Genomic DNA, 21601 nt, shown 5'->3' on the forward strand with positions numbered 1-21601 from the left:
CACGGGTGGGGATCTCTACCATGCTGATGGAACCGCGCTATGCGCTGGCAGCTGCCGACCGCATGTTGATGTAGTCGATCAGCTTGGCGCGAACTCCAGGCTGAACATCGACGAATTCCACGCCCATGTTGTCTGCACCTGCGCGGCGGACAACTGCGCGGAACTGCACCCATTCTGCTCCGAATTTGCAGTGCAGATCGATTGCGCTTCCGACTTCGTAATCAGATTTGGTGCGGAAGCTCATGCCCCCTTCGCTGATTTCGATCGATTCGCCGGTTACCAGTTGGTCTCCGATTCCGCAGCACACCTCGATGCGCTTAGGAATGCGCTGGAAGATTCGGTTCTCCAGCGGCTCCTTCACGCCGTAAATGTGGACGCTCTCGCCCTTGCCTTTGACCAGCGCGTAACCGAGGTCTACGCAGGGAATCTTGTCCTTAATGTCTTCGTAGACCTGATCATTGATGAGGATCTTGTGCTCGTAGTTCTTTGTGAGCCCTTCGAGGCGTGAAGCGACATTCACTGTGTCGCCGATCACGGTGTAATCCATGCGTTGCTCGGAGCCGATGTTGCCGGTGATCGCCTCACCTTTCGTGATGCCGATTCCAGTTTGGATCGGCTGCAATCCGCGCGCAACGCGCTGGCGGTTATAGCGTGACAGTATTCTCCGCATTTCGAGCGCAGCCATGACTGCGCGCTCGGCATCGTCTTCACGCGCGACTGGCGCGCCGAAGACCGCCATCATGGCATCGCCGATGAATTTGTCGAGCATGCCTTCGTAACGGAAGACCGGTTCCATCATGCGTGTGAAGTAGTCATTGAGCATGCCAACAATCTCTTCCGCAGTGGATTCCTCGAAGATGTTCGTGAAATTCCTGATATCGGAAAAGAGCACAGCAACCGTCTGGCGATCGCCACCCAGCTTGAGTTTGTCGCGATCGGCGAGGACTTTCTCGGCGACTTCGCGTGTCATATAGCGGCACAGAGTACTCATCAGCCGCTGTTCTTGGGTGATGTCGTCAGCGACGACTACCAGACCGAAATTCTTGCCGGAGGGATCGTGCAGCGGCAGCACCTGGAAGTTTACGTTCACTGCGTCGTTGTCGGGACGAACATAGTGAGCGTGATACGCCTTGTACTCAGACTCTGCTGTGTGCAGCACGCGATCGATACCGCTGGTCAGCTCTGAGTTTTGCGTGGCATTGAAGAACTCATCATGCATTTTGCCGGTCTCGGAGGCCCCAAAAATCTTCCCAGCCGCGCTGTTCACGAAAATCACGCGGCCGTCGGGACCAAGCGTAACCACTCCCGTGCCAATCGAGCCGAGGATGCTCGAGTTGTAGTTCTGCATGAAAAGAACTCGCTCGTAAAGGCGAGAGTTCTCGAGCGAGATTGAGATCTGTGAGCCCAACGCGTTGAGCAGGCGTTCATCCTCTTCGGTGAACACGCCGCTGAGCTTGTTGAGGACTTGCATCACTCCCATGACTTCGCCGGAGTCATTGCGCAGCGGCATACAGAGCATGCTGCGTGTACGGAAGCCGGACCGCTTGTCGATGTCGGGGTTAAAGCGCGGATCGGCATAGGCGTCTTCGATGTTGATAGTTTCCCCTGTCATAGCGACATGGCCCGCGATTCCGACGCCGATCGGCACGCGGATCTCCATCGCGTCCAAGCCTTGCGCGACCTTTGACCAGAGGTCTCCCGTTTTGGGATCGAGCAGGAAAAGGCTGGCGCGTTCCGCGTTCATCACTTCAGACGTGCTGTTGACGATCTTCTTCAGCAATTCGTCGATGTGCAGTTCGGAGGCGACCGACTTCATGACTTTGAGGAGCGTTTCGGAAACTTCCATGCGTTTCCGAATCTCCTCATTTAGCATCGCGTTCTTAACGGCGATGGCAGCTTGCGCAGCGAAGGCTTGAAGGAGTTGTTCGTCGTCTGCGGTAAAAGTTCCCGTGTGTTTATTGAGGAGCTGAAAGACTCCAATGATCCGATCGGTGGAGTCCTTCATAGGCATGCACAGAATGCTGCGCGTCGTGTAGCCGGTGCGTTTGTCTACTTCGCGATTGAAGCGCGGGTCGGCGTACGCATCGGGAATGTTGATGACGTCCCCAGTTTGTGCCACCTGTCCGGCAATGCCCGCCCCTAACGGGATCCGGATCTCGGTGATTCCCGCGCCCTGGGCTACTTTCGACCAGATTTGCTTTTTCGTGCGATCGACCACGAACAGCGTCGAGCGGTCCGCTCCCAGCACGGAAGAAGCTCCCTTGGTGATTGTTTGCAGCAGCTTATCCAGATTCTGGTCGGAGATCGCGCCCATGATCTCGAGCAGGACCGGGAACAGACGTTCGTTCGCGCTACCCGGTGTCGGGATAGGTGTTTGCGCTGGAATCATGGTGTGAGGCCGAGCCGGGAGGAGAGCGGAAAGGATTATCCATTAAGTAACTGCGAAATGCAATTATTTGCGCCGTGTCGCAGCTTAGGCTGCGCAGAGCCCTAACGACGTGCATATGCCGCACAGGCTCACTCAGCGCGCCGACTACCCAGCGCACGCATCCTATAACGTTCCTTCGAGATGGCCATAGCCATCCCCACAATCGAACAGGCACCTGCGCGATCGTGGAATGAAGTGAATCCCTGGCTCGTCGCGATTGCCGTTGATGACCAGAGCGATGATGCACTAAAAAGCAGAGACGTCCGCGCAGCGGACGTCTCTGGCATCCATTTGGGTTAGATCACCAGCGCGGCCCGCGGCCGCCACGATCGCGATCCCCGCCGCGATTGCCACCCCGACCACCGCCGCCGCCACCGGGACGCCCTCCGCGTCCACCACCGGCATCGCCGCGTTCGGTCCGAGGCCGAGCCTCGTTCACGGTAATCGCGCGCCCACCGAGATCACTCCCGTTGAGCGCCGCAATCGCTGCGCTTGCTTGCGTACTATCACCCATCTCGACAAAGCCGAAGCCGCGCAATCGTCCACTAAACTGATCACGAATCAGATTCACTTCGCCAACCGTTCCATACTTTCCAAAAGCCTGTCTCAAATCGTCCTCACTGGCACTAAAGGGGAGGTTTCCCACGTAGATATTCAAGAGCGCGTCCGTCCTTTCGGGAATGTGACTTGCATTGGGGCCGTATTACAACAACCAAACCCAGGCGGGAGCGGCACTCGAAGCAGGTTTTCTGTCGGCGGCAGCGGCGTAGAGCTTGGACCGTATAAATGTACTCCTCTCCTACACTCTGTGTCACTTCGACGATGGTCGGAGCGATCGTCACTTCCCGGACTGGATTCCCCGTTTCTGGATTTAGAATGAGGAGCAATGGTCCTGCAAGCCACACCTCCGGTTTTGGCGCCTCCAGCTCGCGTCTTGAGCCCGGTGCTTTGTCCGCTAGGATTTGTGCATGGCTACCGTTGTGTCGCTTGTTCGTGGGCGATGTTGTTTCCCGATTGCCACGTCTCCTGGGCCGTACCATTCTGCTACCAACTTCAGGCGAAATCCGCTTTTGAAAAGCATGCCTGCGGACAAGAATCGGAGTCCAAGCGCGATCCCGGGTGCCGTCTCTGTCGGGGCGATTGACGTCCGCTCCGTCTCTACCATGATGGTTAAGTGCACGTGACATGCTGAGTCACGGCGTGGCCGAAAGCTATCTTTTCCCATTGTGAAAACTAAAAACCCGCCCAGACATTCAGTCTGGACGGGTTAACTAGGCCAACGGGTTGGCAACTTGATGGAAGTAGACGGTCTTTATACGGCAGACTTACCCTTTTGTTCAGCGACGATCGATGTGTCCTGCCTAAAAATGCGCTCGCGCAAGTCGTCGTATAAGTCCAGTTCGGCCACTGTGTGAATGGTTCGACGCAGGCCGGCAGCGAGATTACGGAGAATGCCGCCACAGTTCTCCCGGTACAGCACGGTGATTCGATTTTTCCGCATGGGCCCTCCAGCAGACTTCGTACCTGAAGACAGGGTGCAAATGCCATACCAAGGCAAATCCATTACTTTCAATAGGTAAAAGAAACTCGAGCTGCGGAATGCAGCAAATTATTCTTCTTCGGGGAAAATTTGCCACTTCGAAGCACAACTTTGTCACCGTCAGTGACATCTCACAATTTGCGCACTCGTCGGGAATGCCGGAGGTGTGCTTCCGGAATTCAGGCCCTCGTTCTAGGTGTCCGAGCTGCGTCATGGCAAGGAATGTAGTCCCAATTGATGCCGGTGGTTGGAAAACCGGCGCCCTGGTCCCGCGAAGCGGAATCTACAGCGTCCGCCATTCCGAGCATCGCCTTCCTCGCGAAGTTACACTTCTCCAGGACCAACAATTCCCGCGGTGTGCCGGTTGCGAGTCTGCGGTTTTCTTTCGATTGCGTCGTGAACTACCCGATGCGGGCGCCTCGCTCAGATTCCATGTCCATCTCTATCAATTGCCTGTCTTAGACGAAGTCAAGCGAGCCGGCTAGCTGCCGCACCGCACGGAATCTAATCCCGCAACGTTTTCCGTAGGAATCGGAAGACTTCGTGACAACCAGAGCTGCTCAATCATGCATCCCAATCTAGATGCTCGACGTGTGTTTACCTGCACCCGCGCGGGACGTAAGGGCAATATAGCGGAACAACTTGCGGTTTTGACCCCTTGTTTGGACAGGAGAAGCGCTAGTACTTACGCTATGGCAGACATTCTGTGCATTGGAATCGACGATGCATCCATGCAGGTGAAGCGATCAACACTGGAACGCGCAGGACATACCGTTAGCCTCGCCAAGGATGTGCGGCAGGTGATAGCAGCCTGCTCAGGCATCCGGTTCGAGGTGGTCCTGATTGGGCAAACCCTTCCCGGTAAAGAAAAGCTACGCGTGCACGAACTGCTTCAGGATCACTGCAGCGGAGCAAAGATCTTGGAACAATATGCCGCTGCACCGGACTTGCCCGCCGCCGATGCTCATATCCGCGCTGGTCAACCTGGCGAGGACTTGGTTGCCGTCGTGGAAGGCTTAATTGCACGACGTAAGTCCGCGTGATCTTGTATGAAAAAGCCAGGAATCCCCGTTTCTTGAGTCCCTGCCTTCTCACTCAAAAGCCCGTTTTTTTGAAAACAATTGACCAACTCCGTCGGGCTTGTCAGCATCCATGACTTTAAAAGTCGTGGCTCGCGCGAAAAACAAGGTTGTAATTTGGCGTCCCTTCCCCTCCCCCACAAAGCGAGAAACAGCCCTGCCTTCGGTGCTCTCGCTCTCTGGTCTGGTCAAGCCTGAGAAAGAAGATTCAAATGCAGCGAAGGATCAAGCGGCCGTAAACCGTTGGGTGGAATTAGCCGACATCCTGAATGGACAAAAGAAGGCAAATAAGCGGAAGGCGGCTTAAGTACCCGCGTCTTCATCTCGCCCTGGAAGCAATGGACCGCCCTTCGGATTCAGCCCGTTTCGCGGATTTCCTAATTCTCGATCGTGAATACTGCTGAAATAACTGCGCCATAACCTCGATGCCATCTACGATTCTCGGGCCGGGGCGGGAAAAATGGCTGCTGGCATCGGTTGCGAACATATTCCCGTTCCGGACTGCACGTAACTCGTACCACTCGCTCGGCAACCGCACCGTTCGAAGCTCTTGTTCCACTTCGTGTTCGTGGTAGCCGCACGGCATCAACAGAATCATGTCTGGATCGGACATCGCGATCGTCTGCCAATCGGTCTCAAAGCTCCGCATTCCTGCGACACCCAGCACATCGCGTCCGCCCGCGATGCTTAGCATTTCCGGAACCCAGTGACCTCCCACGAAAGGAGGATCGAGCCACTCCAGGCATAGAACTCGCGGCCGATATTCTGGCTGCGCTTGTGAGGTCTTCTGGATCCGTGCTCTTAACGCAGCAACCAGTTCCGAGGCTTCCTTTTCCCGTCCGGTAGCAACTCCCACGGTGAGCACATCATGCAAGACGTCGTCCACCGTTTTTGGCGTTAGAGCGAGGATCCTTGGTACGAACGAAAGCTTCGCGAATATTGCGCCAACGTCGTCGGGAGAGGCAGCGCAAACGTGGCAAAGTTCCTGCGTGACAATCAGCTCGGGCTCGATTTCGCGCAGCTTGTCGGCATCGAGCCGATAGAGGCTCTCACGGCGCTCGGAGTAGATCTTCACCCGACGGTCGATCTCCGCTTGGGAAAGTCCGGGCGGAAGTTTGCTTAGAACAACGACCGGCTTGGTCTTCGCCTCCACGGGATAATCGCATTCGAACGTCACTCCCATAATGGAATCGTTCAGTCCGAGCGCGAACAGAATCTCTGTTCCCGAAGGCAGAAATGAGCAAATTCTCATTGGTGTGGTTATCCGCGGTTCACAATCGATGCAGCTCTCTGGGAAGACCGATGTCGTGCCACATATAACTCGTAGCAGCCAAAGAACAAACCGGCATATACGAATGTGCTGATCAACGCTTGGCGATACCAGGGAATGGCTGCCACGTAGCATTGCACGAGTCCCTGCCAGGTGTGAGGATACGAATTCCATCCGAGCCATACGCCAAAGTTGCTGATCAGATAAAACGAGAGAGAAGACGCCACGCAAGCGCCCGCCAGCCGCAGCCAGGTCGTTCGGTTCCGTAGCAGCTCGCCGATCAACGCGATGGAGGCAAAAGCCGCCATCTGCACAATCTCGAGCCAGCCGATGTTCAGGTGATAAATGAGATTGGTGAGGACGAAGTCGCTCGCCGCGAGCAAGATGACAGGGAACCAGATCACATCACGCTTCCGCAGGTGCGCTCCGCCAAAAAGGAGGGCACCATACACTGGAGAAAAGTTGTGGATATGCGGCACAAAGCGGCATAGGACCGCGATTACGATGAGCCAGTAAGCCATTGTGACCTCCTCGATTCCTCAGAAGTGCACGCGCACTCCGACGCGGTACGCGATGCGCAAGGCTGGAAATCCAAGAGCCTCCATGTAAGTCCGGTCGAGCAGATTTTCAATCGACGCTACGAACGAAAGCTGTCTTGAGACTCGATACGATCCAGCCAGATTCCAGTTTGTGTAGGGAGAACTATTCGTCAGCGGCGGAAACAGCGCCTCGAAGTCGCTATCGGCCCGGCGGCCCACATACACCAAACTTGAACTCAACGTTGCTTTTTGCCAATCCCATACAGCAGATAACGTAGCTGAATGCTTGGGACGCCGCAGCAGAGGTTTACCCACGCCAAGGATCGGATCGGTGGGCGTGGCGCTCTTCTCCACGCGGGTGCTCAGGTAGGTGTATTCCGCCGTGAGGTGGACGTGACTTACCGGCACCGCTTGAGCGATGAACTCGACCCCTCGGGCATGAGTGGCATTAATATTCAAGAATGTTCCCGTAAAGGGAACAAAAGTCAGTGTCTTAAAGGCGATCAGATCGCGAAAGTTATTGTCGAACCAGTTCACCTCGATCTTGGCACGATCGCGCAGGAGTCGTTGCTCAACGCCAACCTCAAAGGCTCGCGACCTTTCGGGCCGTAAGTTCGGATTGCCCAGGAATGCCGGATCCTGGCTGAAAGATTGTGTGAAGCTCGGCTCCTTGATGCCCAATCCACAATTAAATTTAACCTTGGTTGCGCCTAACGCACTGCCGCCTTGTCGCAATAAGAGTGCCGCGGAGCTGCGCGGGACCACAGTGCGTCCGAAGCTTCCGTTATCCTCGACGCGAAAGCCGTTCGAAAGAAAGAGACGTCCGAGTACCGTTTGGTACTGGAAAGTGCCACCAAAGTTATCGCGCTGAGCCCGATTTGGGATTCCCCCTCCGAGTCGGTCGAAGAGGAAGCCCGATTCGTGATCCCAATCGAAGGCAAGCGTAAAGATGTGCTGTCCCCATTTGCGATCGCCTTGCCCGAGACGCAGATCACTCTGGTAGCCCAGGTGATGCCGTCGCGTGTCATTGAGGAAGTCGGTCGGAAAATCAAAGAATTCGAACGGAGCGCTGCTGTCGCCAAAGGTGGGAGTAAACGGTGGATCAAGGAAGATATCGCGCGAAACCTCACGTGACCGCTCAAAGGTGTAAGTCAGGCGTTGCTCCCACGCACGCGACGTTTGATCCGTGAAACTGACGCCGGTGTAGCCGTCGGCACGACGGAAGAATGCGTCGGTGTCGGGCCGGCCAAACGCAGTCTGTCCAGGAGTGCCGTCGCGCGAAGAATTTCCGCGGGCGATCCATCGCAGCCTGGATCGCTTTCCCAAAGCGAAGCCAACGTTCAGGCCTCCGGTGGAATTGCGAAAGTCGTCATTCACCCCTTGATTGTCGGTGTTCAGTCGCGAGTAGAAACCCGAGTAGTCGAGATCGCGAATACCGCCTTTGACGTTAATTCCACCCTCGAGAGTGTTGTACTTGCCGGCTTCGAAGTTCAGATCCACTTGCGGACGATGTTCCTCGGTTGCTCCATGGTCGCTGAAGACTTGCACAACACCGGTCATGGCGTCGGAGCCAAACAGCGCGGACTGCGGCCCGCGGACTATCTCCACGCGATCGATACCATCTGCCGCAAAACTGCCGAGATCAAATGCGCCGCCTGGTTCGTTCAGCGGAATTCCGTCCAGCAAGACCTTGGTGTAGTTGGACTCGCCTCCACGAATGAAAAGCGACGTCGTTGCCCCAAGTGCTCCGCTGCGGATCACCGTTGCTCCGGGCACCCAATGCAGGGCGTCGCTCAGCATCAATGGCTGCCGCTCAACGATGTCCTGGTGGCTGATCGTCGTACTCGTGCTGCCAAGCTGGATCTCTGGCGTCTCAGTGCGGTTTGCGGTAACGACGATCTGTTCCTGAATTGGCGCAAGTCCAAGCTGGATTTCTTGTGTATTGAGAGGCGTGTGCAGTTGCCGTGTCTGGAAGCCTGTGAGCTGGACCTCAACCACGCAAGTGCCCTGACAGGTTTGCTGAAAAGCGAACCGTCCTTGCTGGTCAGTTAGAACGCGAGCCGTCTCCAATCGATCGGGTGAAAGTAATCTCACCGTGGCCCGCGGAATTGCAGCGTGATCGGGATCGACTACCTGTCCCGAAATTTGGTTCGAAACTTGAGCCGCAAGCGAGACGACCAAGACACAAGTACAAATCGACCACTGGGCGAGAGAAAACCTTGGCATTGCTCCTCCTGTCCCGCGACGGGGAGAGATGAAATGATGGAAGAGGAGCTTTCGATGGGGAGAACTTGAAGACGAATTCACCGGGGCATCAGGAAAGACGCGCCCGGGAGCCGGTTTTCATTGTTCACCTTCCCGCGAAGGTTCACTCGTCCGGCTTCTGGCAGGTCTCCTGACTCTCGCTTCACCGGACTAGCCGCCTTCCCAACCCTCACAGCGGATCAGTGGCATGTTGGCTAGCCCTCAGCGATCACAGTGGCGGGGCCGCGCCGGACTCTCACCGGCTTCCCTATTGAGCTTTGAACAAAAGCACCAGAAGCAAACTGCTCATCCTGATTACGCTTGGGGCGGGCTGTATGTCAAGTGTGGGATCAAATCCGCAGACTGCTAACGTCGCCTGGTTCCAGGTCCCACAATCACGTCGACCACGCCAATAATGTCAAAGCCTTCGGCAAAACTCACTCACGGCAATCGCCAATCAATGCTGGTCCCGTGAAACAACTAAGTGCTAGTCTCTCGCTACCGCAGTTGCGGTACGTTCATGGCCGCCGCAACCGGGATTCCGCATGCCATTCCGTTTCCTCAAGCAAACACTCCTTGTTGCTTTCCTATGTCTCACGGTATCGATCACCGCTGAGGAGAAGCCCAGATCGAATTGGGTCCTTTCCTGGAGCGACGAATTCAACGGGCAGGATGGTGCTCCCGTGGATTCCCAAAAGTGGAACCACGCCACTGGAGGTCATGGGTGGGGCAACAAAGAGCTGGAGTATTACACGAGCAGCACTCGCAATGCCCATTTGGAACACGGATTACTCGTGATCCAGGCCATCAAGGAGCCCTACACGGGACCTGACGGCGTACAGCGCGATTACACATCTGCGCGCATCAACACGCAAGACAAGTTCTCGCAGGCATATGGACGATTCGAAGCGCGCATCAAGATGCCGACCGGAAAGGGAATCTGGCCGGCCTTCTGGATGCTGGGCGACGACATCCATAGCGTTAAATGGCCCACGTGTGGGGAGATCGACATCGTCGAAAACCTGGGTAGTGAACCTTCAATTGCACATGGGACTATTCACGGTCCCGGATACTCTGGGGGACACGGCATCGGCGCCCCATTTACGCTGCCAAACGACCAACGCTTCAGTGACGGCTTTCACCTCTTTGCCGTGGAATGGGAGCCGCAGGAAATTCGCTTTTACGTTGACGAGAACCTCTACGCGACGCGTCGGCCCTCTGATCTCCCGCCAGGAACGAAGTGGGTGTATGACCATCCGTTCTTCATCTTGCTGAACCTTGCAGTCGGCGGGGCCTGGCCCGGCAATCCGGATGCGACCACCCAATTTCCGCAGAAGATGCTGATCGACTACGTGCGCGTTTATCGCCGATGATGAGCAGTTTTTTGCTGGTGTCCCAGTGTCCCAGCGGGTATAGGCTTTGGGACAGTGGGACACTCGACAAGAATGGTCGTAAGTATCTAGAAATGAGTTAGTTACATCGTCCCCACCTTGGTGGGACAAACATCCTGATTTATGCTCGCTGTCCCAGATGAATTTCAGCGATTCTTAAGGCTTGTAGCGGGGCTTCATGCAAGGCATCGGACTCAGCTAGAACGTGCACGCTTAGAAGGACTCGAAACTCTGGGTGGTAGGATGCGGGCATGCCTGCCTATGCGTATGGCATTCTGGCCGCGGGGTGGATTGCCTGGTGCACGCCGTTTTTCCTCATCAAGCGAACCACGCAAGCTCCAGAAAAAGTGAACCGCAATGCTCGTTGGGGAATCGTGTTCCAAATGGTCGGTTATTCGCTGCTGTGGCAGGGCCACTTCTGGACAAGATCGCTCGAACCTTGGCGTCTCGCACTTGCCGTACCGTTCTTCGTGCTCGCAGGTTTGCTCTCCTGGAGCGGAGCCCGATCACTCGGACAACAATGGCGTATTGATGCCGGTCTCAATGCAGATCATGAGCTGGTTCGATCCGGCGTGTACCGCATTGTTCGTCATCCGATATACACGTCGATGTTGTGCCTGTTGCTCGCGACCGGCTTCCTGATCACGCCCCTGCCCCTGTTCACCGTAGCGGCGATACTATTCATGATTGGCACCGAGATCCGCGTTCGCGTCGAGGACAATTTGCTGTCGTCCCGTTTCGGTGAAGAGTTTCAGTTTTACCGGCGAAGCGTCTCAGCGTACCTGCCATTTTCCCGTTAAGAAGAGAGGTCCGCCACGGCGGACGTCTCTACATCTCTTCAGGAGATCGAATTAGACATGAAGTTCCGCAAGCTGGGTCGCACCGGATTCAACGTGAGTGAAATTGGACACGGGCTATGGGGAATGGGTGGCTGGACCGGATCGGAAGATGAGCAGTCCCTTCAGTCGCTTCAGCTATCCGTCGAGCTCGGCTGCAACTTCTTCGATACAGCCTGGGCCTATGGCTCAGGTCACAGCGACGAATTGATCGGGCAAATTCTGAAGCAGAATCCCGACAAGAGACTTTACGTTGCCTCGAAGGTCCCACCTAAGAATCTTAAGTGGCCAGCCTCGCCTGACTACAAGTACTCCGAGGTATTCCCACGCAACCATGTGATGAGGCACGCAGAAAAGATCCGCAAGGCTCTCGGAGTCGATCGCATCGATCTGCTTCAGTTCCACGTCTGGGACGATAGCTGGACTGAAGAACCTGAGTTCCGCTCTACGGTCGAAGAACTCAAGAGCAAGAACTTCATCGAAGCCTTTGGACTCAGTCTGAACCGGTGGCAACCGGAGAACGGCCTTAAGGCCATTCACACAGGCTTGGTAGATTCTGTGCAAGTGATCTACAACATCTTCGATCAGGCGCCGGAAGACGAATTGTTTCCCGCCTGCCGCGAGCTGAACGTCGGCGTAATCGCCCGGGTTCCGCTTGATGAAGGCAGCCTCGGAGGCAAGCTTACGGCGGAAACAAGGTTCCCTTCCGGAGATTGGCGCGCGAATTATTTCGGCCCGGACAATCTGGGACCAACTATCGATCGCGTCGAGAAGCTCAAGCAGATCCTGCCATCTGGAATGAGCCTTCCCGAAATGGCATTTCGCTTCATTCTTTCGAATCCAGACGTGAGTACAACGATCCCGGGAATGCGCAAGCCGGACCACGTTCAGCAAAACCTTGCATACAGCGACAAAGGTCCACTGTCAGCGGATTTGGTGCAAGAACTCCGAAAACATCGCTGGGACCGTCGGCCGAGAACCTGGGCTGCGTAGGTTGACCAGCTTTGTGGACAGCCGCCCTCGTCGAGGTTAAGCCGACAGACATAGTTTTCACTTTCGTGAATTTGGGCAGTTTCCAACCAATGAAATGCCTCCGAGGCAGTATTGAGCGGTGATTTTGGCTTAAAATCTGTGCGTTGGGGCGTATGGATCAAGGCACATTAAGGGCACTCGGGTGCAGAATCGCGGCACTTCTGGTGGCGTTTTGCGGCATTTCGAGTGCATATTCGCAGGCCGCAAAGCAGCATGCGAGGCTCTCTTTGGTCTCCGATAAGGCTTCCCTTGCGCCCGGTAACTCGCACTGGATTGGCTTAAGATTCGAGTTGGAACCCGGCTGGCACATCTACTGGACAAACCCGGGGGACTCTGGAGAGCCGCCAAAAGTCAGCTGGCACCTTCCCAGTGGAGTCGAAGCCGGCGATCTGCAGTTTCCAGCTCCCCAGCGAATCGCCGATCACGGGTTAATGGATTACGGATATCAGGGACATGTTGTCCTGCTTTCCAAGGTCACCGTGCCTGCAAGTGTTACGTCTAAGAAAGCCGAGATCGCTGCCGACGTCAGGTATCTGGTGTGTCGTGAGGTTTGCGTGCCAGCCAAAGAGCACCTTGCTGTGACACTACCGCTGGATGGAAACAAAAAAGAGTCATCAGAGGCCGGATTGGTTCGAACAGCCACCGCAAATCTGCCGCAGTCTTTGCCGAAAGATGTGCATGCCTCGGCGGTATCGGATCAGGATTCATTCGTTTTGACAGTGGCTAGTAAGAACAAGAATTTCGGCCCAGTGACGGACTTCATTCCAGCGGAGGCGCAGACGATCGAGAACGCCAGTCTACCCGCGGTGCAGCATGTTGTCGGCACATCACGCTTGCGGTTAAAGAAATCGGAACAACTCACTCAGCCGATTTCGACCTTACGCGGTCTACTAATCACGAAGGACAAGGCATATGAGGTAAACATTCCGGTCACGGCATCGAAGAATTCGGGCGCAAAAGGCAGTTCTAAGAAAGCAATTTCGCAGAAAGTCCAGGCTCCAACGAGCAATTAAAGGAGTGAATATGAAGCAGATTCGCACTTCAGTAATCTCCATTTTGGCTTTGTTCACCATCGCTGCGTTCGCAGTCAAGGTTGGTGACCAGGCGCCAGACTTTACAGGCACAGACAGCCACGGACAAACACACAAACTTTCTGACTACAAGGGCAAGTTCGTTGTCCTGGAATGGCACAACAACGGATGCCCGTTCACGAAGAAGCATTATGAGAGTGGCAACATGCAACGACTGCAGAAGGAGTGGACCGACAAGGGCGTAGTCTGGTTCACGGTCATTTCGTCTGCTCCCGGCGCTCAGGGATATGTGACCGCCGACCAGGAGAACGGATACATGCAAAAGGTGCATGCCGTTCCAACCGCCGCCCTGCTCGATCCCAAGGGCGAAATCGGCCATCTTTACGATGCGAAGACCACGCCGCACATGTTCATCATCAATCCGCAGGGCCAATTGATCTACAACGGCGCGATCGACGACAAGGCAACGAGCGACGCCTCGGACATCAATGGCTCGAAGAACTATGTCTCTGAGGCCTTGCAAGAAGCCAAAGCGGGACAGCCAGTGGCGGTGGCGACTACGCGTCCGTACGGCTGTTCAGTAAAATACGCGAATTAGTCGAGAATTCCATTCAGGGAATGTGGCGGGATGCAGCCTTGGCGCATCCCGCTATCTATTTGTGTTTTCAAGCGTTTCGGCATTGGTTACCGCTGCTCGAAATGCGCGATTACCCACGTACATTGACCTATCGTCACTATCGCCCTACTCTTAGCGGCATAGACAGCAAGAGCCGCGTCCGGAAGATGGCAAATTGATGCGGAAACATCAAAATTCGGCCGGACCAGAGTTAGCTATGAACAAGGGACTACAAATCATCGCGCTATTCTTCGCGCTGGGTTGCACAGCGGCCGCGGAAACGGCGGAGCGGCAACCACTGAAGCAGAGTTTGCCGGAGTATCCCGCAATTCTGAAAAAACTAAAAATCGGTGGAACCGTTAAATTGAACGCTCTTGTGGCGCCTGACGGCACGGTCAAGAAGACGACGATCGACGGGGGCAATCCTGTGTTGGCGGAGGTTGCGTGCAACGCGGTCAAGAAGTGGAAGTATGCTCCTGCATCGCAAGAGACTAATGTGCCGGTCGAGATAACCTTCGACTCTCAGTCAGCCGGCGTGTCGGTGAAGTAGTACGTTGTTCTGGCTCTCACTTCCAGATCGTGCGAAGCTTCCAGATCTCACCGGTTACCGCGACGGGCTTTCCACTGATTGAGAAGAGCGCAACTCTGTTGCTACTGGAAGCAGGAAATACAAGGTTCGTCATAGCGATTGTTCCGTCCTGCGCGTAGGCCTCTATCGACGACCGGTCGACAATCACCTGGAGATCGTAAGGACGGCTTTCGGCCAGAGGAGCGACCGTCTTCGTCGGGAAGTCTGGAGTAATTTCTATGCCCGATTGTCTGCGATCGGTGTAGAACTCTCGCTTTGCGCGATCGAATCCGATCTCGGTCCAATGCTTCTCGTCGGTGTAGAGACGAATGCCGAACACCTGCTCGGACGGCTGTCCAAATTGTAAGTCCAGCTCAAACGGTGGTTCCTGCGCGGCGCTTATCTCAGTGCTCTGGGTAGGCCGAATCGCTTTGTGCTCGGTGCGGAGCGGAGCAGTTATCGGTTGCTGCCTGAGAGCCAGTCCTGCCTGATCCTTCAGCAATGAGAGTCGGCGGGGAAGGCTCATCTGCCCCCGCCATGGCGAGGGCGGCAATTTTGCCGCGTATTGCCAATTATTCATCCAGCCAATCAATACCGGCCTCTCGCCGCGAGGTAGATTGTTGAAGCTAATTGCGCAGTAGTCGTCCTTACCATAATTGGTCCATCCGTGAGAACCCTTCTCGCCGGAGGGAACAAAGCGTTTTCCATCAAAGTCGCCCAGAAAATATTGCTCGCCTGAACCGCCCTGAGGTGCGCCCGGATTCAGTCCGACCTTTAATACCCATGTATCGCTCGATGCGCTCTCGGCGGGAACGCGAAGTAGGTCTGGACATTCCCAGTCTCCATCCATATCGCCGGCGGGTCCAAAGTCGCTGAGTTGCGTCCACTTTTTCAGATCAAGCGAGGCATAAAAGCGAACCTTGTGCTCCTTCGGCAAAGAAACCGCCATCAGCCAATGACCTTCTTTTTCATCCCAGGAAACGCTGGGATCCCGGAAGTCGGCCATATGGAGATCGAGCACCGGGTTTTGCGCATACCGTGTCCAGGTTCTGCCATCGTCAACGCTATACGCGAGGTTCTGAGTCTGGCGTACTTTGCCCGGGGAATAGTGCCCGGTATAGATGGCAACCAGGCACTCTTTGCCGGGAGGGCAAAAGCCGGTGGTGTTCCTATTGTCCACCACCACGCTCCCGGTAAAAACCATTTCGTTGCCCAGTTCGGGAATGGCGACCGGAAGCTCGCGCCAACGAAGCAAGTCGGTACTGACGGCATGTCCCCAACTCATGTGTCCCCATTCGTCGCCGAAGGGATTGAATTGAAAGAAAAGGTGGTATTCACCGTGAAAGTAGACGAGGCCATTGGGATCGTTGGTCCAATGTTCGCGCGGAGAGAAGTGCACCTGTGGACGATAGCGCTCCTGATAGCGCGTCTGAGCGGCGGGGAACGCCAAGACCAGGATAAATGAGCACGTGAAGAAGCTTTTGTTGAGCCGCTGAGCCAACATTTCGAATTTTCGATGATGCAACTGCAGCAGTCAGTAATCAGCGCTCAGGTTTCGATCATTCAAAAAACGACTGAAACTATCGACTGCCAGCTCGCAGGTGCGAGCCAAAGCTACCACACGATGGAAACGCGTCTTCATTCTTTTCCGATCCGGTCGATCTCTTTTTTCAGCGCTAACCTATCGAGGCTGGCGAGCGGCAGGCAAAGAAAGAGGCTGATGCGACGGTCGAGCATCGTGAAGGCATCGCGGAATGCTCGCGCGATTTGCTCCGGCGCTCCAGCAATCGAAGCTGGATCAGGAACGCCCCAGTGTGCTGTCATCGGTTGACCCGGCCAGATCGGGCACACCTCTTTGGCGGCGTTATCACAGACGGTGAAAACAAAATCGAGCTTCGGAGCTTCCGGGCCGCCAAACTCATCCCAGCTCTTGCTGCGTAAGCCATCGGAGGGCAGCTTTGCCAGCTGGATCTGCCGCAATGCCTCGGGGTGCACGCGCCCTGCGGGATGACTGCCGGCGCTGAAGGATCGGAATTGCGGCCCGCCTTTTCTGCGCAAAATGGCTTCCGCCATAATTGAGCGCGCGGAATTGCCCGTGCAGAGAAACAGTACGTTGTAAGGATTCTTCATAGTGCGCTCTTATTGGCAGCAATTGGGTCCACAGCCACAGTCAGGCTTCTGCGCGCGCACGAAAGCACTGATGAACTTTCCTTCAACCTGGGAAGCAATCGCATCGACGTCCACACCTTCGGTGTTGAGAAATGTGCGTGCATCCTCGATGTTGTAAACCCGAGTTGGTTCGATCTCGATTGAGTCGAACCCTGATTGTTTGAGCTTGGCAACGTAATCGTCGTCGCGCAACGCGCCGGCGATGCAGCCTACCCAGAGCAACATGCTTGTTCGCACTTCATCGGGAACGTCGCCGCGGACAACGACGTCCGAGACAGCCAGCCGTCCGCCGGGCTTCAATACGCGAAAGGCTTCGTGCAGGACTCGATCTTTGTCGGCGGAGAGATTGATGACGCAATTCGAGATGATGACGTCTACTGAACAGTTGGGCAGCGGAATATTCTCGATCTCCCCTTTCAGGAATTCGACATTAGTTACCTCTGCATTTTTTTGGTTCTCGCGAGCTAGAGCGAGCATATCGTCCGTCATGTCGAGCCCATAGGCTTTTCCGGTTGGGCCGACTCGTTTGGCAGATAGCAGCACATCGATGCCGCCGCCGGACCCCAGATCCAGCACGGTCTCGCCCGGTCTCAATTCGGCGAGTGCAGTCGGGTTTCCGCACCCCAGCGAGGCTTTCACGGCCGCATCGGGCAACAACAATTTTTGCGAAGCGTCGTACAGATCTCGGGTGATCGGATCGATTTGCGTTCCGCAACAAGAAGGCGCACAGCAGCCCCCCGGTTCTCCAGACGCCACACGGCGCGCCACTTCTCCATATTTCGTCCGAACTTCGTCCTTGATTGTTCCTGTACTCATGCTTCCCTCACATTCGGATGAGCGAATACGAATAAGCTAGTCTCCAGTCGATATATCTGTCAAGGCGTATATGTATAATGCTTGTCATGCGTGAGGAGACGATGCGAAGGGGGCCGCTAGACCAGTTATTCCGCGCTCTGGCGGACCCAACGAGGTTGAGGATTATTAACCTGATGGTGGAGCAGGAGGTGTGCGTCTGCTATTTCACTGAGGTAATTGCGGCACCACAGCCGAAGATTTCGCGGCATCTCGCTTACCTGCGACGTGCCGGGCTTGTGGGAGCGCGGCGGGAAGGGAAGTGGATGCACTATCGATTACTCATTCCACAGGAGGCGCACGCGGGTTCGATCCTGGAGAGCGCTCTCGAGGCGCTTCGGCAAGACAAGGACATGCAGCGGGATCGCGCGCGTCTGCAGCGCGCCTGCTGTGGTCCGAAGAGTCTTGTGCAAGTATTGGGAGCGCCACTGCCGGCTAGGATTGGCAGTCTCTCCGGTTGAGCTCGCGATGCTCGCAGCCCTTACTGGAGCAACCGAGATTCCCGGATGATTTGGCCAAAAAAGAAAGCCCCGCCGAGGCGGGGCTTTTTCACTTGGGAGGAGACTACTGGTTTACAGGAATCTTAATGATCTTCTTCTGGATGGCGTAGGTCACGAGTTGTGCCTTGTTGTGAATGTCGAGCTTGCGCATCAGGTTGAACTTGTGGGCTTCGACGGTCTTCACACTCAAGCCGAGGATGACAGCGATTTCTTTAACGGAATTGCCCTCAGCCAGGAACTTGAGGATTTCGCGCTCCCGCGGAGTGAGCGTCGAGATGCGCGGCCGCATGCGGGTGTCGCGCACGCGCGACCGGAAATCTTCAACTAGCTTCCCGAGCACTTGCGAGCTTAGGTACTTGCCGCCCTTATAGACGTCGCGGACAGCGGTAAGCAGTTGCGGAGCTGGAGTATCTTTCAGCACATATCCGGCAGCTCCTACCTCGAGGCACTGTACGAGGTAGTCTTCATCCTCATACATTGTTAAGAAAAGAATCTTGGTCTCGGGGCGATTCTTGCGAATCTGACGGGCGGCTTCGAACGAGGACAGGCCAGGCATGCCGATATCCATGAGCACGATATCCGGACGCAGTTCGCGGGATTTTTCGACCGATTCGCCTGCGTCGGCGGCTTCGCCCACTACTTCAAAGTCCGATTCGGTTTCCAGCAGCCGCCGTACTCCCTGGCGGAAGAGTGTGTGATCGTCGGTTAACAAACATCTGATTTTCGGCATTCGATTACCCGTTTAGTAGAACGTATTTACCCTCAAGCCGTCTGCGACATCGCCTCTTGATACTGCTTCGCTGGGACCATGATTTCCAGCCGCGTACCCTTTCCTTTTTCGGAATGGACACGCACCTCTCCATCCAGAGAAGCAACTCTCTCTTTGATTCCCGCCAAGCCAAACGAGTGGCTTCGCGGAGTATTAACCCTTGTCGGCATCCCTATGCCATCGTCCTCGATCGTCACATAGACGCTATTCTCGTGGCGGCTCATCTGCACCGAGGCCGACTTAGCTTGCGCATGCTTTGCGACATTGTGCAGGGATTCCTGGACGACTCGATAGATGGCTGCTTCGATATCGGGAGCCAGTCGACCGACATCCTCATTGATGGCAACACGGACCTTTACTCCCGTAGCCTTAGCTAGATCTTTTGCCTCTCTGCGAATGGCAGCCACGAGACCCAGCTCTTGCAACATGAGCGGCGACAAACGGGCAATGATGCGGCGTATGCCTTCAATGGTGCGATCTACCACCGACACGGTCTCGCGAATTTTGCCTTTTGCAGTGCGCCCGGTAAGTTGTGCCTCAAGCATCCCGAGATAGAGCCGGATCACCATTAGCGATTGGCCAGTTTCGTCATGCAGTTCGCGGCTAATTCGTTTGCGTTCATCCTCTTGGGCTGCCAGTAGGTGAGCAGAGAGTTCGGCGATGCGAGCCTCGCGCGCACGGAGTTCTTCGGTTAACTGGGCGCGTTCGATGGCCATGACAGTCCGATCGGCGATTGCTCGCATCAGATCGCGCTCGTTCGGCAACCATTCATACGGCCGGGCAAAGCCCAGCACCATCGCTCCGATAACATTCTTGCCGGACTTGAGCGGTACGCCCCATAGCGACTTCGCGCGTTCTCTGATGCCGTCATGGAGAATGCGAGGATCGTTGCCTACGTCAAGGATCATGTCCGGCTCGCCGGTCGCAACCAGGCTGCCGCAGAACCCCTGCCCGAGTTCGAATTCCGTGTCATCGGGGACGAGTCCCTCTACACCCAGGGAGCATTCCAATTTGAACCCGTCACCTTCGGCCTTGCGCAACAGAATGGCTGCCATGGAGGCGCCGAAATTTGCGCTGGTAATCTCCAGCACCTTTTCGAACATGGCGCTGATCTGCCCGGAAGCAAGTTCGGCATCCAGCACCCGCAGAAGTGTCGCGAACTCGCGCGTCTTGGCGTCGAAGTAAGCGCCGGAAACCGTTACGAAGGTCGCCGACTTCAGGACATCAAGGGTGGCAATGACTTCCTTTAGCCTGGCCCCAAACAGACCACTGAGGTAAGGTTCGCAAAGCTCTTGATAAATCTCGAGCGACCGAGCTACAGCACGAGTGTCCACCTGAAGCTTGGCCAGCCTCATGCCGAAGTAGTCAACGTTCTCGAAGAATCCTGGGAGATCGTTATGAGAGAAAAAGGAGTGGGAAGTATTGAGGCTCAGCCGTTCGAGAGCTCCGAGCTCGCGCCTTCCAAAGCCAAATTCGGCCGCAACCTGCTCGCGCCACTTTTCATTTACGTCGGTGTAATAAGGACTGAGAGTACTTAGGATTTCGACAAGCAGCTCGCGCGAACTATCCTTGAGTGAGAGGACAGACGACAAAATCGAACTCCCGGGGATGCCGGCAAGTGGTTTCAATCCAGTTAACTCCCACTCGCCAAGTTAACCTTAATTTTAACGGACTTTCTAAGGTTTTGTCATTAGAAGTAGCAAATCTTATTAACGCTTTGATTATACGTGGAATATCTGAGGCAGGTGTTTTCAGGGTGCTCAGCCAACACGATACGAGCGAAGACAGCTTTGACTTGCATTGAGAGCTGCTCGAATGCACAATGGCAACCGCTCGCGCACAAAACTTTACACGCTCCCTGCGCTTCTTTGTGCCTCGGTTTTCCGTCTTTTGAATACAGTCGAATCGGGTGCTCACAAAATGAAAACCTTAGCTAAGTTCTTTTTCCTCACCATCCTATCTGCCTTGTTTGTTTGTTCTTCCATTGCCCAAGAGGCGGCACAAGAAGGCGCGCCGCGGTCCCATCGTCAGAGTGGTCAGGGTGGTGGCGGAGACCTCCGCAGGGGGGCGTTCGGAGAAGTGACCGAGATAACCGGTTCTATTTTGAAGATTAAGCTGCCAAACGGAGCGATCGGCACGGTAAATACCGCAGCTAGCACTCGGTTCCGGAAAGACGAGCAAGATGCCAAGTTGTCCGATTTCAAGGTAGGCGATCACATCTTTGTTCGCGGCGAATCGACGGGCGAGAACACGTGGACAGCCACTGCAGTCGGTTCCGCACCATCGCAAGCCCAGATTCAAGAGCGCATGAAAGAGGCGATGGGGAAGACCATGGTGGTCGGGGAAGTGAAGGCGATCGACGCTCCCAAACTCACCATCAATCGCACGGACGGCGTGGTACAGACGATCGAAGCCGATGAGAACACGTCGTTTAGACGTGGACGTAACGAGAGCATTACCCTGCCTGACATCAAAGCCGGAGACACCGTCCTTGCCCGGGGCGAACTCAAGAATGGCGTTTTCGTTCCAGCGAGTATCAGTGTCCTCGATCCCGAGATGGTTCGCCGCATGAAAGAGCGCGGTGGGATGATCGGCTTTGGCGGAGGGTTCGGTCGGGGATCAGGCCAAGGCGGAACGCCAGAGCACTCGGACTCAGGCCAGCAGCAAGCTCCTGCGCAGGTTCCCAAGTAAATAGTCGATGAAAATACGTGGCTCCTACTTTGCACCGCTAAGAAAC

21 protein-coding genes and 1 riboswitch are annotated in these 21601 nt (G+C 55.4%); of the genes, 10 read left to right on the plus strand and 11 right to left on the minus strand.

Annotated elements, in window-relative coordinates; genetic code table 11:
• Window positions 1-37: 37 nt before the first annotated feature.
• The 3 genes from VNX88_20520 to VNX88_20530 form a co-directional block, all read right to left on the minus strand.
• Window positions 38-2389: a GAF domain-containing protein gene (locus tag VNX88_20520; GenBank protein ID HWY71063.1), complete on the minus strand. Its 2352-nt coding sequence runs from the start codon at window positions 2387-2389 to the stop codon at window positions 38-40.
• Between the two features lie 340 nt (window positions 2390-2729).
• Entirely contained in the window at window positions 2730-3074 is a 345-nt protein-coding gene (locus VNX88_20525; protein HWY71064.1) for a hypothetical protein, read from the minus strand.
• A 666-nt stretch (window positions 3075-3740) separates the two neighbouring features.
• The gene (locus VNX88_20530; protein ID HWY71065.1) at window positions 3741-3929 is read right to left on the minus strand and encodes a hypothetical protein; all 189 of its coding nucleotides are present in this window, start codon (window positions 3927-3929) and stop codon (window positions 3741-3743) included.
• 731 nt (window positions 3930-4660) lie between these two features.
• Between VNX88_20530 and VNX88_20535 the strand changes: the two genes are divergently transcribed.
• Both VNX88_20535 and VNX88_20540 read left to right on the plus strand, forming a co-directional pair.
• Window positions 4661-5011, plus strand: a complete 351-nt coding sequence (locus VNX88_20535) for a hypothetical protein (protein HWY71066.1) — start codon at window positions 4661-4663, stop codon at window positions 5009-5011.
• A gap of 109 nt (window positions 5012-5120) precedes the next feature.
• A complete protein-coding gene (locus VNX88_20540) occupies window positions 5121-5354 on the plus strand; it encodes a hypothetical protein (protein HWY71067.1) in 234 nt (77 codons plus the stop codon).
• Between the two features lie 12 nt (window positions 5355-5366).
• Here the strand turns inward: VNX88_20540 and VNX88_20545 are convergent, their stop codons facing one another.
• From VNX88_20545 to VNX88_20555, 3 genes are read right to left on the minus strand one after another with little or no spacing between them, the layout of a single operon-like run.
• Entirely contained in the window at window positions 5367-6299 is a 933-nt protein-coding gene (locus VNX88_20545; GenBank protein HWY71068.1) for a cobalamin-binding protein, read from the minus strand.
• An 8-nt stretch (window positions 6300-6307) separates the two neighbouring features.
• Entirely contained in the window at window positions 6308-6838 is a 531-nt protein-coding gene (locus VNX88_20550) for a DUF6580 family putative transport protein (protein HWY71069.1), read from the minus strand.
• 18 nt (window positions 6839-6856) lie between these two features.
• Window positions 6857-9082 carry a TonB-dependent receptor gene (locus VNX88_20555; protein HWY71070.1) on the minus strand — a complete coding sequence of 742 codons (2226 nt, stop codon included), beginning with the start codon at window positions 9080-9082 and terminating at the stop codon, window positions 6857-6859.
• Window positions 9083-9223: 141 nt separating this feature from the next.
• Window positions 9224-9411: riboswitch (cobalamin riboswitch) on the minus strand.
• 234 nt (window positions 9412-9645) lie between these two features.
• On the opposite strand from VNX88_20555, the gene VNX88_20560 reads away from it, so the two are divergent.
• The 6 genes from VNX88_20560 (at window position 9646) to VNX88_20585 (ending at window position 14556) form a co-directional block, all read left to right on the plus strand.
• Window positions 9646-10473 carry a glycoside hydrolase family 16 protein gene (locus VNX88_20560; protein HWY71071.1) on the plus strand — a complete coding sequence of 276 codons (828 nt, stop codon included), beginning with the start codon at window positions 9646-9648 and terminating at the stop codon, window positions 10471-10473.
• A 269-nt stretch (window positions 10474-10742) separates the two neighbouring features.
• Window positions 10743-11291 (plus strand): isoprenylcysteine carboxylmethyltransferase family protein, encoded by a 549-nt coding sequence (locus tag VNX88_20565; protein HWY71072.1) that lies wholly within the window; start codon window positions 10743-10745, stop codon window positions 11289-11291.
• 57 nt (window positions 11292-11348) lie between these two features.
• A complete protein-coding gene (locus tag VNX88_20570; protein ID HWY71073.1) occupies window positions 11349-12320 on the plus strand; it encodes an aldo/keto reductase in 972 nt (323 codons plus the stop codon).
• 152 nt (window positions 12321-12472) lie between these two features.
• Complete coding sequence (locus VNX88_20575) at window positions 12473-13372, plus strand: protein-disulfide reductase DsbD domain-containing protein (GenBank protein ID HWY71074.1); 900 nt, start codon at window positions 12473-12475, stop codon at window positions 13370-13372.
• Window positions 13373-13382: 10 nt separating this feature from the next.
• Window positions 13383-13988: a thioredoxin family protein gene (locus VNX88_20580; protein ID HWY71075.1), complete on the plus strand. Its 606-nt coding sequence runs from the start codon at window positions 13383-13385 to the stop codon at window positions 13986-13988.
• A 235-nt stretch (window positions 13989-14223) separates the two neighbouring features.
• Window positions 14224-14556 carry an energy transducer TonB gene (locus VNX88_20585; GenBank protein HWY71076.1) on the plus strand — a complete coding sequence of 111 codons (333 nt, stop codon included), beginning with the start codon at window positions 14224-14226 and terminating at the stop codon, window positions 14554-14556.
• Window positions 14557-14572: 16 nt separating this feature from the next.
• Here the strand turns inward: VNX88_20585 and VNX88_20590 are convergent, their stop codons facing one another.
• The 3 genes from VNX88_20590 to VNX88_20600 all read right to left on the minus strand — a co-directional run bounded on the left by VNX88_20590 (window position 14573) and on the right by VNX88_20600 (window position 17559).
• Window positions 14573-16078, minus strand: a complete 1506-nt coding sequence (locus tag VNX88_20590) for a glycoside hydrolase family 32 protein (protein ID HWY71077.1) — start codon at window positions 16076-16078, stop codon at window positions 14573-14575.
• 134 nt (window positions 16079-16212) lie between these two features.
• Window positions 16213-16704 carry an arsenate reductase ArsC gene (locus VNX88_20595; GenBank protein HWY71078.1) on the minus strand — a complete coding sequence of 164 codons (492 nt, stop codon included), beginning with the start codon at window positions 16702-16704 and terminating at the stop codon, window positions 16213-16215.
• A gap of 9 nt (window positions 16705-16713) precedes the next feature.
• Window positions 16714-17559, minus strand: coding sequence for an arsenite methyltransferase (locus VNX88_20600; protein ID HWY71079.1), 846 nt, complete (start codon window positions 17557-17559; stop codon window positions 16714-16716).
• 101 nt (window positions 17560-17660) lie between these two features.
• Here VNX88_20600 and VNX88_20605 point away from each other — a divergent pair, with 101 nt between their 5' ends.
• Complete coding sequence (locus tag VNX88_20605; GenBank protein ID HWY71080.1) at window positions 17661-18056, plus strand: metalloregulator ArsR/SmtB family transcription factor; 396 nt, start codon at window positions 17661-17663, stop codon at window positions 18054-18056.
• A gap of 103 nt (window positions 18057-18159) precedes the next feature.
• Here the strand turns inward: VNX88_20605 and VNX88_20610 are convergent, their stop codons facing one another.
• A complete protein-coding gene (locus tag VNX88_20610; protein ID HWY71081.1) occupies window positions 18160-18825 on the minus strand; it encodes a response regulator transcription factor in 666 nt (221 codons plus the stop codon).
• 32 nt (window positions 18826-18857) lie between these two features.
• The gene (locus tag VNX88_20615) at window positions 18858-20492 is read right to left on the minus strand and encodes a GAF domain-containing sensor histidine kinase (protein ID HWY71082.1); all 1635 of its coding nucleotides are present in this window, start codon (window positions 20490-20492) and stop codon (window positions 18858-18860) included.
• Window positions 20493-20784: 292 nt separating this feature from the next.
• Here VNX88_20615 and VNX88_20620 point away from each other — a divergent pair, with 292 nt between their 5' ends.
• Window positions 20785-21555, plus strand: coding sequence for a DUF5666 domain-containing protein (locus tag VNX88_20620; protein HWY71083.1), 771 nt, complete (start codon window positions 20785-20787; stop codon window positions 21553-21555).
• Window positions 21556-21601 lie beyond the last annotated feature (46 nt).

The sequence above is a fragment of the Terriglobales bacterium genome, from assembly GCA_035567895.1.
GTDB lineage: Bacteria > Acidobacteriota > Terriglobia > Terriglobales > Acidobacteriaceae > Gp1-AA112.

Coding starts and splice junctions, on each gene's coding strand:
- VNX88_20565 (HWY71072.1), top strand. CDS start 10,743: ATGCCTGCCTATGCGTATGGCATTCTGGCCGCGGGGTGGATTGCCTGG.
- VNX88_20530 (HWY71065.1), bottom strand. CDS start 3,929: ATGCGGAAAAATCGAATCACCGTGCTGTACCGGGAGAACTGTGGCGGC.
- VNX88_20620 (HWY71083.1), top strand. CDS start 20,785: ATGAAAACCTTAGCTAAGTTCTTTTTCCTCACCATCCTATCTGCCTTG.
- VNX88_20570 (HWY71073.1), top strand. CDS start 11,349: ATGAAGTTCCGCAAGCTGGGTCGCACCGGATTCAACGTGAGTGAAATT.
- VNX88_20580 (HWY71075.1), top strand. CDS start 13,383: ATGAAGCAGATTCGCACTTCAGTAATCTCCATTTTGGCTTTGTTCACC.
- VNX88_20550 (HWY71069.1), bottom strand. CDS start 6,838: ATGGCTTACTGGCTCATCGTAATCGCGGTCCTATGCCGCTTTGTGCCG.
- VNX88_20590 (HWY71077.1), bottom strand. CDS start 16,078: ATGTTGGCTCAGCGGCTCAACAAAAGCTTCTTCACGTGCTCATTTATC.
- VNX88_20575 (HWY71074.1), top strand. CDS start 12,473: ATGGATCAAGGCACATTAAGGGCACTCGGGTGCAGAATCGCGGCACTT.
- VNX88_20585 (HWY71076.1), top strand. CDS start 14,224: ATGAACAAGGGACTACAAATCATCGCGCTATTCTTCGCGCTGGGTTGC.
- VNX88_20605 (HWY71080.1), top strand. CDS start 17,661: ATGCGAAGGGGGCCGCTAGACCAGTTATTCCGCGCTCTGGCGGACCCA.
- VNX88_20555 (HWY71070.1), bottom strand. CDS start 9,082: ATGCCAAGGTTTTCTCTCGCCCAGTGGTCGATTTGTACTTGTGTCTTG.
- VNX88_20610 (HWY71081.1), bottom strand. CDS start 18,825: ATGCCGAAAATCAGATGTTTGTTAACCGACGATCACACACTCTTCCGC.
- VNX88_20520 (HWY71063.1), bottom strand. CDS start 2,389: ATGATTCCAGCGCAAACACCTATCCCGACACCGGGTAGCGCGAACGAA.
- VNX88_20600 (HWY71079.1), bottom strand. CDS start 17,559: ATGAGTACAGGAACAATCAAGGACGAAGTTCGGACGAAATATGGAGAA.
- VNX88_20535 (HWY71066.1), top strand. CDS start 4,661: ATGGCAGACATTCTGTGCATTGGAATCGACGATGCATCCATGCAGGTG.
- VNX88_20560 (HWY71071.1), top strand. CDS start 9,646: ATGCCATTCCGTTTCCTCAAGCAAACACTCCTTGTTGCTTTCCTATGT.
- VNX88_20545 (HWY71068.1), bottom strand. CDS start 6,299: ATGAGAATTTGCTCATTTCTGCCTTCGGGAACAGAGATTCTGTTCGCG.
- VNX88_20540 (HWY71067.1), top strand. CDS start 5,121: ATGACTTTAAAAGTCGTGGCTCGCGCGAAAAACAAGGTTGTAATTTGG.
- VNX88_20595 (HWY71078.1), bottom strand. CDS start 16,704: ATGAAGAATCCTTACAACGTACTGTTTCTCTGCACGGGCAATTCCGCG.